Source organism: uncultured Fibrobacter sp. (genome assembly GCF_937877005.1).
In the GTDB taxonomy this organism is placed as follows: domain Bacteria; phylum Fibrobacterota; class Fibrobacteria; order Fibrobacterales; family Fibrobacteraceae; genus Fibrobacter.
Genome location: NZ_CALEFV010000075.1, coordinates 21,416 through 29,298 on the forward strand (window position 1 = coordinate 21,416; position 7,883 = coordinate 29,298).

The 7,883-nt window shown below is 56.5% G+C and carries 8 protein-coding genes; 4 read left to right on the top strand and 4 right to left on the bottom strand.

What is annotated here, in order from left to right; translation table 11 throughout:
• Positions 1-64 precede the first annotated feature (64 nt).
• Positions 65-1,228 carry an aminotransferase class I/II-fold pyridoxal phosphate-dependent enzyme gene (locus tag Q0628_RS04275; protein ID WP_298768481.1) on the top strand — a complete coding sequence of 388 codons (1,164 nt, stop codon included), beginning with the start codon at positions 65-67 and terminating at the stop codon, positions 1,226-1,228.
• Here the strand turns inward: Q0628_RS04275 and Q0628_RS04280 are convergent.
• The 3 genes from Q0628_RS04280 to Q0628_RS04290 form a co-directional block, all read right to left on the bottom strand.
• Complete coding sequence (locus Q0628_RS04280; RefSeq protein WP_298768482.1) at positions 1,191-1,889, bottom strand: epoxyqueuosine reductase QueH; 699 nt, start codon at positions 1,887-1,889, stop codon at positions 1,191-1,193. The genes Q0628_RS04275 and Q0628_RS04280 overlap by 38 nt on opposite strands.
• Positions 1,890-1,892: 3 nt before the next feature.
• On the bottom strand, positions 1,893-2,285 hold the full coding sequence (locus tag Q0628_RS04285; RefSeq protein ID WP_298768484.1) for a hypothetical protein: 393 nt from the start codon (positions 2,283-2,285) through the stop codon (positions 1,893-1,895).
• 223 nt (positions 2,286-2,508) lie between these two features.
• The gene (locus Q0628_RS04290) at positions 2,509-3,657 is read right to left on the bottom strand and encodes a hypothetical protein (RefSeq protein ID WP_298768486.1); all 1,149 of its coding nucleotides are present in this window, start codon (positions 3,655-3,657) and stop codon (positions 2,509-2,511) included.
• Here Q0628_RS04290 and Q0628_RS04295 point away from each other — a divergent pair.
• From Q0628_RS04295 to Q0628_RS04305, 3 genes are all read left to right on the top strand, one after another.
• A complete protein-coding gene (locus tag Q0628_RS04295; RefSeq protein WP_298768488.1) occupies positions 3,656-3,946 on the top strand; it encodes a hypothetical protein in 291 nt (96 codons plus the stop codon). The two genes, Q0628_RS04290 and Q0628_RS04295, sit on opposite strands and share 2 nt — an antisense overlap.
• Positions 3,947-4,020: 74 nt before the next feature.
• On the top strand, positions 4,021-4,797 hold the full coding sequence (gene rsmG / locus Q0628_RS04300) for a 16S rRNA (guanine(527)-N(7))-methyltransferase RsmG (RefSeq protein ID WP_298768490.1): 777 nt from the start codon (positions 4,021-4,023) through the stop codon (positions 4,795-4,797).
• Positions 4,798-4,815: 18 nt separating this feature from the next.
• On the top strand, positions 4,816-6,555 hold the full coding sequence (locus Q0628_RS04305; RefSeq protein ID WP_298768492.1) for an FISUMP domain-containing protein: 1,740 nt from the start codon (positions 4,816-4,818) through the stop codon (positions 6,553-6,555).
• A 28-nt stretch (positions 6,556-6,583) separates the two neighbouring features.
• Here the strand turns inward: Q0628_RS04305 and Q0628_RS04310 are convergent, their stop codons facing one another.
• Entirely contained in the window at positions 6,584-7,357 is a 774-nt protein-coding gene (locus Q0628_RS04310) for an SbcC/MukB-like Walker B domain-containing protein (protein WP_298768494.1), read from the bottom strand.
• Positions 7,358-7,883: the final 526 nt, after the last annotated feature.

Below are 7,883 nucleotides of genomic sequence, written 5' to 3' on the forward strand. Positions count from 1 at the left end.
CGAAATCGAAGGATCTAGAGCCCATTTTGTTGCGTTTTAATCGTCTTTTTCTAAATTTCTTGATATGAAGCCTTTAAGCAATCGTACGGAACATTTTACGGAATCGGTCATTCGCCATATGACGCGCATCGCTTATGCGTGTGGCGCCATCAATCTGTCGCAGGGTTTCCCGGATTTTGATCCGCCCAAGGCCTTGCAAGACCGCCTGGCCGAAGTCGCCCACACGGGCCCGCATCAGTACGCGATTACGATTGGTGCGCAGAATTTCCGCGAAGCGCTTTCCAAGAAACAGGAACATTTCAGCGGACTGCGTTACGACCCGCAAACCGAAATGGTCATCACCTGCGGCAGTACCGAAGCCATGATGATCACGATGATGTCCGTCTGCAATCCGGGCGACAAGGTGGTCATCTTCTCGCCGTTCTACGAAAACTACACTGCCGATACGATTCTGAGTGGCGCGACTCCGATTTATGTGCCGCTCGATCCGCACGATTTCACCTTTGACGCAAACGTCCTCGAAGATGCCATGAAGCAGCCGGGCGTGAAGGCGCTCGTACTTTGCAATCCGTCGAACCCGAGCGGAAAAGTCTTTATCCGCAAAGAGCTGCAGATTATCGCCGACCTCGCCATTAAATATGATTTGTATGTAATCACCGACGAAGTCTACGAACATATCGTGTTTGCACCGCACCGTCATACTTATATTGCGACGCTTCCGGGCATGCGCGAGCGCACCATCGAATGTTCTAGCCTTTCCAAGAGCTATTCCATTACGGGCTGGCGCCTGGGCTATGTGCTCGCTGCTGAGCCCATCATGAACTGCATCAAGAAAATTCACGATTTCACAGTGGTGGGGGCCGCTTCGCCGCTGCAAGAAACCGCACTCACTGCGCTTAACTTTGGCGACGATTACTACGCAGAACTGCAAGCGCATTACACGCACATGAAGGAAATCTTCACCGGCGGCCTGCGCAATCTGGGTTTCAAATTCACCGAGCCGCAGGGCACGTACTTCGTGATGATGGATATCAGCGAATTCGGCTACAAGTCCGATGACCAGTTCTGTATCGACCTCGCGCAAAAAGTGGGTGTTGCCGCAGTGCCGGGTTCCAGCTTTTTCCGCGAACCGGTGAATCACCTGATCCGCTTCCATTTCGCCAAGAAGGATGAAACCCTCTACGACGCGCTCAACCGTCTAGAAAGCCTTCGCCAGAAGATGGGGTAGCCTCGCGAGCCTCGAAATCGCGCTTCTCCGCGTCCCTCTTGGAATACACACATCCGCAGTAATTCTGCCTATACAGATTGTACTCCGCCGAAAGCTGAATAGAACGCTTGTACCCGCCCTTCTTCTTGAAGTCGCTGGGTAGGCGCTTGATTCCGTAGATATCGCACTGCTCCTGCACTACCTCGTTCAGCACCTGCGCATTTTTCATCGGGCTAATCGTGAGCGTGGTCGTGAAGTATTCGCAGTTCAGTTCTTTCGCGAGCCTTGCCGATTCGGCGAGCCGCAGCTCGAAACACTTGCGGCAGCGTGCGCCTCCTTCGGGTTCGTTTTCGAGCCCGCGAACGGTATCGTAGAACATTTTCGGGTCGTATTCGCCCTCGATCAACGTGACTGGATACTTTGTCCTAAATTCAGCGACGAACCGCTTGATTTCTGCGACGCGGTGACGGTATTCCTCGTCAGGCGCGATATTCGGATTGTAGTAGAAGAGCGTAATCTTGAAGTACTGCGACAGGTATTCGATGGTGTAGCTGCTACAGGGCGCACAGCAGGCATGCAGCAAAAGCGTCGGCACTTCGCCGGTGCGTTCCAGCCTGCGGATAATGTAATCCAAGTCGCGCTGGTAGTTGTGCTTGGGAGCGTTGGACTGTTGCTGTTCCATGGCTTACTCCCAGTTGAGCGTCCCGAAGGCGGTTACCCAGAAACAGATTGCGGTCACGACGGCGAACGTTCCCATCACGGTACGTTCCTTGTAGGCGGTGCTAAAGAGAACCGTCGCGGTATAAAAAGTCAGGTACAATGCAAAGAAGAATGCGAGGACGCGCGTTACGATGAAGGGGATAATCTCGGGCAAAACATGTCCTGCCGAAAGTAGCACGAAAAGGGCGACGAACTGCATCGTGGTCGGCACGATGAAAGCCTTGCGGACCTCGGGCGGAATCACCTTGTACCGGGCGTTCATGGCGTAGTTGCCGAGAGGCGCTCCGCAGGCGAGCGCAATATTTAGCGCGATAGAAGGCAAAAAGGCGATTGCCCCGATAATGGCGGCTATGGTCATGTTTCAAAGATAAAAAAACGACGGTCCCAGGTAAAGGAGGTAGACCTAGGACCGTCAGGGAGTGTTTGGGTATCATAAAGATATATATTCCGGATTGTAATAGACTTGGGGAATATTAAAAACTTGTTTACCCGAGTAACCATCCTGTAGCCGCCGTATATTTTACGCAAAACATGCGTTAAATATAAAGGTGAGATCTTTATGATCAAAATGGACGGCTTATCTAGAAGTTCATCCTCATCTTCAGGTGCCCGTGCAGCGGATGCAGCGGGGTTTCGGCGGTGCGCCGAAACGTGACCGCGAGCGAGAGGCGCAGTAGCGGCGTTCCGACATCGGCCTCGCTGCGGATCCTGAGCTCGCGGTCGGGCTTTCCCTTCGGGAAAACTACCGCTGCACCGACATGGTTCTGCGTATCTGCTCTGTAGGTGATTCCCGCTTCGGTTCGGGGGTCGCCAAAACCCTGGCCCCGTGTGTGACGCATCTGCATGGCGGCGGTAATACTCCAAACGCCGTCGATGCCTCCTTCTGCGCCCCCTCCGCCGTCTGCCATACCCAACAGCACCGAGCGGAGTTTCAGGGCCAGGTCATTTTGTCGACAGCGCGACCTGCCGGAAGCGGCTTCGAGGCAGGTCGCACTTCCGCCGCCCCGCAGGGCGGCAGGTCCCGTTTCCGCTGTGACCTTGAAACGGGCCTTGGTAGAATCGCCTTCGAGCGGCATCATGATGCGCGCGTTCGCGCTTGCTCTGCTTTTCCAGCTGTCGCGGAAAGTCGTAGTGACGGTCTGGCTTCCCCAGAAGCGAGTCTTTTCGACGGTTGCGCTCAGGTTAGCCTGTCGCGGCAGGGAATCGCCATGCCAGTAGGCGTCTGCTTTCCACGAGAATTTAGCAATTTCTGTCTTTTCATGGTAGCGCAGCTGGATTTTTAGTAGCGGGTTTGTGCCTTTCCACCATGCCGCAAGGTTCATCCACTGGCTTTTACCCTGCAGAGCGATCGAATGCTCCTCTGCAGCTTCGACGGTGTGCCAGTATACCGCCTCGATCTCGGTCCCGCGCGCCGGGATGAACGCAGCGCTTGCCCGAGTCGTCGCTGCCGTGTCTAGCAGCGCCCCCAGCCGGAACCGGCCTGCCGGGAAACTCGCCGTGTAGAATAGCGCCGTTCCCCACAGGGTGTCGAGCGGTACCGGACTGTACAGTTCCTTCGTCGAGATTTCCCCGAAGTGAGCCGTCGCTTCCTCGCTGCGGTAGGTCAGCAGCGACTGCGTGCCCAGCCGCAGATGGTAGCGGTAGAAGTTCACGCGGAGTTCCGTGCGGTGGCTTTCCAGGTGCCCCAGCGAGTCTGTCCGTCCCTGCCATTCCGCATATCCGTGTGGCATGAGCCTGGGCGCGATTCCGGGTTCCCTTGCTGCCGTCGCCGGTGCGCTTTCTTCTTCGCAGCTTTCCAGTGCGTACACCGTGGCAAGCAGGCACGCTTCCTGCGTATTGCCGGTTTCCAGCTGGTCCAGGATTTCGCGCGCCTCGTCCCCGTCTATGATTCCGTCGTCCCACCACTCGAATACTTTTGCCTCGTTCAGTGCGGGCTCTGCTGCGGCCACTCCCAGGCCGGTCAGGACTGCAGGCAGCATTGTCCGGATGCATGGAATTCTCGTAGTCATGAGCCTCTAGAGTAGACACGCCCGGACACCTCAATCGTGAACCGTTGCCCCTAAAAATTCCGCCACTTTGCTACTTTTGTTTACATGGCAAGTTCTAGCTGGTCCAAGAAATCCTTTTCCAGGACGCCCGCTCGCGCGGCGAACGCCGTCGGTCGCGACTTCGTGCCGCACCTCAAGGCGCCCCGTACCGAGTTTCCGCTGTTCGGCGGCAAGCGCGTCACGCCCTCGCTCGCGGGGCTCGACAAGCTGTTGCATTACTATGGCGTGGAACTTCAGCCGAAGACCCTGGAACAGATATGGGAATTCCACCAGCTGCTGCGCGCAAACAATGACGACCAGGACCTCACGCGCCTCAACGCGTTCGAGACCATGGTGGAGCGTCACTACGCCGACTGTACGCTCATCAACGCCTACGTTCCCAAGTGGCCCGCCCGCATGATCGATGTCGGTAGCGGTGCCGGCTTTCCTGGAATTCCTCTCAAGCTCGTGAATCCGGGAATCCGCCTCACGCTCTGCGAACCGCGCCCGAACCGCATCAACTTCCTGAATATGGTCATCGAGAAGATGGGCCTGCAGGGGATCGACGTGTTCGGTCACAAGGTCACGAGCCGGAGCATGACTATTCCTGTGGACGGTGTCATCAGCCGCGCTTTCGAGCTCATGGAAAAGACGCTTCCGCGTATCGCGAACTCCCTCAAGGTGGGTGGCCGCGTGTTCTTCATGAAGGGCCCCGCCGTTGCCGACGAACTCAAGACCTTCCACCCCGAGGATTTCGGCTACAAGTTCGCGGGTCAGCATTTCTACACCATTCCGAACTCCACCCAGGAACGCGCCCTGATTATCCTGGAAAGGGTCGAGTAGCGTCTCCGTAACATTTCTATGAAGTCGTTTCTTATAGCCCTCCTTGCAGGAATGTCGCTCTCGTTTGCAATCGAGTCCATTCCCATCAGCGATGTCAAGGCGTCGGCCAATCTGCTGGATCAGGGCAAGAACACTTACAGGCCCGAGAACCTGGTCATGAAGAAGAAGGTGCACCCGTTCTACCAGGTATGGGCGGCTACCTACAAGGAAAAGCCCATTACGCTCGAGTTTACGATCGGTGCGCAGCGGCTCGACATGATCACGATATATAACGGCTACATGCGCGATTCCGCCTCGTACGTGAACAATGCCCTTGCGAAGACAATCAAGATTTACGACAACACGAAGAACAACCTGATCAAGACGGTCACGCTCGCCAAGCCCAAGTGGGGCGGATACAAGCATTCCCGCGCCGACATCGTCGCTTTCGAAAAGCCGCTCGAGAACGTGCACAAGATCATCATCGAGATACAGGACATCTATCCTGGCAAGAAGACGAATGACGTGAGCATGGCCATGGTCAAGTTCTGGGGATTCGTCAAGGCGCCGCGCAAGTTCAAGACGGGACAGATGAAGGACCCGCGCGACGGACAGACTTACGGCACCTTGAGAATTGGCGGACAGACCTGGATGTCGCAGGATCTGCGCTACAGGACTCCGGATAGCCGCCCGTTCGCGAATCCTGCCGCAAAAAAGCTGGTGCTTCCGCCCGATGCCGGCTTCGAGTATCCGGAATCGGATATCGAGCAGGGCGTGTGTCCTGGCGGATGGCGCCTCCCGACGCGTTCCGAGTATATGAACCTCAGGTCGGAACTGTCGGCGAACGCGACGATGGACGACTACTTCTCCATGACGCCCAGGCGATTCTTCTATTCCATTCACGAGTCCGAGGGAACCGGCGGACGCTCGTACAAGACCGACATCGAGGATTTCTTTTTTCCGACGGATGCCTACGGGCTGAACTTTTCCACGCTGACCCGTCGCTATTATGACGGCGAGTGTTCCGAGGAGGGCGGCGAGCTGTATGCGATATCTTCTTACTGGACCATGGACTCGAAGGAAGTGCCCCTCTGGCCTGACGAGAATGGCAACATCGAAATGAAGTCGCTTAGACATTACCGTTTTGGCGGTACCGACTATTGCGAGGCGATGCAGTGCACCGAGGACTACCACTTCGTTCGTTGCGTCAAGGGTGGAACGCTGGCGGATTCGCGCGACGGCAGGATGTACAAGACCGTCAGGATTGGTAACCAGACCTGGATGGCCGAGAACCTGAAGTACGACGCATCGCCGAGTTTCTGCTACGAGGGCAATCCCGAGAACTGCGCCACTTACGGACGCATGTACACCTGGGAATCCGCCCAGACGGCATGTCCCGATGGCTGGCACCTGCCTAGTATCGAGGAATTCAGGTCGCTGGTCGAAGGTGCCGGTGGCAAGAAGGATGCCGCAAGGCGTCTCATGGCGATTGGCGCATGGACCGACGAACATGGCAAGCGCATCAATGGTGCAGATGACTTCAGCTTCGCAGCACTCCCTGCCGGTTACGCCTACGTTCCTGCAGAAGACGGGTCTGTGCCCAGTTTCAGCCAGGGGCAGATGACATCCTTCTGGACGACGTCGCGACGCACGCTAGACTTTGATGGTGACACCACCAGCACGGCGGGCGAGCACTTTATGCTGCCTAGTCTGGAAGTTGGCGGCGAGGAAGGCTACGACGGTGTCCTGGCCGTCTCCGTCCGCTGCCTCAAGGATTAGTCGGCGAAACTACGCGGACCTTGCGGGGCTATACCTCGATTGTCACGCGGCTGATCTTGTTTTCATCTTTTTTCACGTGAATCTTCTTCTCTATCTTTTGCTCGAGGGAGTTCACGTGGCTGATTATTCCTACCAGGCGACGGTCGCCCGCGAGGTTCAGCAGCGTGTTGGTCGCAAGTCTCAGCGTCTCGTCGTCGAGCGAGCCGAAACCTTCGTCCACGAACAGGGTGTCGAGCTGGATTCCTCCGGCAGAACTCTGTACCTCGTCGGCGAGGCCCAGCGCAAGCGATAGCGACGCCAGGAAGCTTTCGCCGCCGCTTAGCGTGCGTGCCTCGCGCTGCTTGCCACTCGCATGGTCGAGTACGTTCAGGTCAAGCCCGCTCTGACTCTTGTTATCGCTCTGCTCCATGCTGCGGCGCACCAGTTCGTACTGCCCGTTCGAAAGGATGCTGAAGCGGATGTTCGCGCGGCGCACGATACGGTCGAAGTAGGCCGTCTGCACATGGGTCTCGAGCATCACCTTGCGTTCTCCGGAAAGCCCGCCGTTGGCCACGTTCGACAGGTTGTCCACCATCTTGTACTTCCTGAACAGGCCGCCCAGTTCTGTGGCAATCTGGCGGATTTTCTCGATAGACTTCTTATTCTGTTCTAGCCTTGCCGAAACGGTTTTCCACGCCTGCGTCAATGCCTGCTGCTCGGCGTGAACCTTCTGCCGGTTCTGATTCAGCGTCTCGAGGTCTTGCATCGGCTCGTCTTTCAGCTGTTCGCGCAGCGTCGTCACCTGACCTTCCAGGCTCGACAATTTCTCCTTGCATTCGGTATACGCGTCTGTGGCCCTCTTGTAGTCGGCCTGCAGCTTGGCGAGTGCTGCCTGCTTCTCGGTAATGACCCTGTTTGCCTCGGCCTTGTTCTTGTGCGGGAGTTTCGCGGCAATATCGTCGGCCTTCTTCTTCAGAGTTTCAATTTCGCCTGTCAGTGCCGAAATGTCGTTCGCGCAGGTCGCGTTGCCATTGCGGAGCTTGTCGAGCGCCCCGCGCAGTTCCGGCAGTAAATCTTCCAGTTGCTTGCGGCGGCTTTCGCGACGGGTTTCTTCCTTTAGCGCGGCATCCTGCTCGGCGACCTTGGCCCTTACGCTGTCGAACTCCTCGCGGATCCTAGCCTTGGAATTTTCGATGCTGCAATCTTCAACAGAAACCCTGCACGCCTGTATTCCGAGTTCATGAAGTATGCGGAAAAGAATGCCATAAGCAAATTCTTCTCAGGAGACTTCAAGCGATTAAAAGAAGAGCTTCGGGTATATTACAACGGAGCACTTCCGCCTGACTCTG

Bases quoted from the DNA above. Each gene is read 5' to 3' on its own strand.
- Q0628_RS04275 (WP_298768481.1), top strand. From the start codon at position 65: ATGAAGCCTTTAAGCAATCGTACGGAACATTTTACGGAATCGGTCATT.
- Q0628_RS04280 (WP_298768482.1), bottom strand. From the start codon at position 1,889: ATGGAACAGCAACAGTCCAACGCTCCCAAGCACAACTACCAGCGCGAC.
- Q0628_RS04285 (WP_298768484.1), bottom strand. From the start codon at position 2,285: ATGACCATAGCCGCCATTATCGGGGCAATCGCCTTTTTGCCTTCTATC.
- Q0628_RS04295 (WP_298768488.1), top strand. From the start codon at position 3,656: ATGAGCCTGGGCGCGATTCCGGGTTCCCTTGCTGCCGTCGCCGGTGCG.
- Q0628_RS04290 (WP_298768486.1), bottom strand. From the start codon at position 3,657: ATGCCACACGGATATGCGGAATGGCAGGGACGGACAGACTCGCTGGGG.
- rsmG (WP_298768490.1), top strand. From the start codon at position 4,021: ATGGCAAGTTCTAGCTGGTCCAAGAAATCCTTTTCCAGGACGCCCGCT.
- Q0628_RS04305 (WP_298768492.1), top strand. From the start codon at position 4,816: ATGAAGTCGTTTCTTATAGCCCTCCTTGCAGGAATGTCGCTCTCGTTT.